Genomic DNA, 399 nt, shown 5'->3' with positions numbered 1-399 from the left:
GGTCGTCATAGTAGTGTACCGTAAAGTCCCCTACCGGCTGGGTGCCCAGTACCGTGGCATCGAACGCCGTAAGGTCGAAGTCCGTCTGGCCGTCGTTGGTGCCGTCCATGTCGCACTTGGTGATAAGCGCAGGGTCCGTCACCGGGTTGGCAACCGCAGGCTCGTCAACGATAAGGTTGAACGTGCCCACGCTGAAGCATCCCGTAGTATTGTTCTGTACCCTTACCCAGACAGCCTCTGGGTTGCTGCTGTTAGGGTAGCTGTTCGGAAGCTGCGTTCCCGCCACTCCCGCCTCGGCATCCGCCTGGCTGTGGTAGTACGTGAATGTGTAGTCCGCCGGGTTAAGCCCTGCTGCGATTACATTGATATTGTGGCTGCTCATCGTGAAGGTATGCGTGG

The 399-nt window shown here is 58.4% G+C and carries 1 protein-coding gene; it reads right to left on the bottom strand.

What is annotated here, in order from left to right:
- On the bottom strand, positions 1-399 hold a 399-nt coding region (locus FJA49_RS18305; protein ID WP_199758338.1), incomplete at both ends, for a hypothetical protein.

It is taken from the genome of Flavobacterium microcysteis (assembly GCF_006385255.1).
Taxonomy (GTDB): Bacteria; Bacteroidota; Bacteroidia; order Flavobacteriales; family Flavobacteriaceae; genus Flavobacterium; species Flavobacterium microcysteis.
Note: the sequence above shows the minus strand (reverse complement) of the source record. Positions and strands in the feature narration are given on the sequence as shown.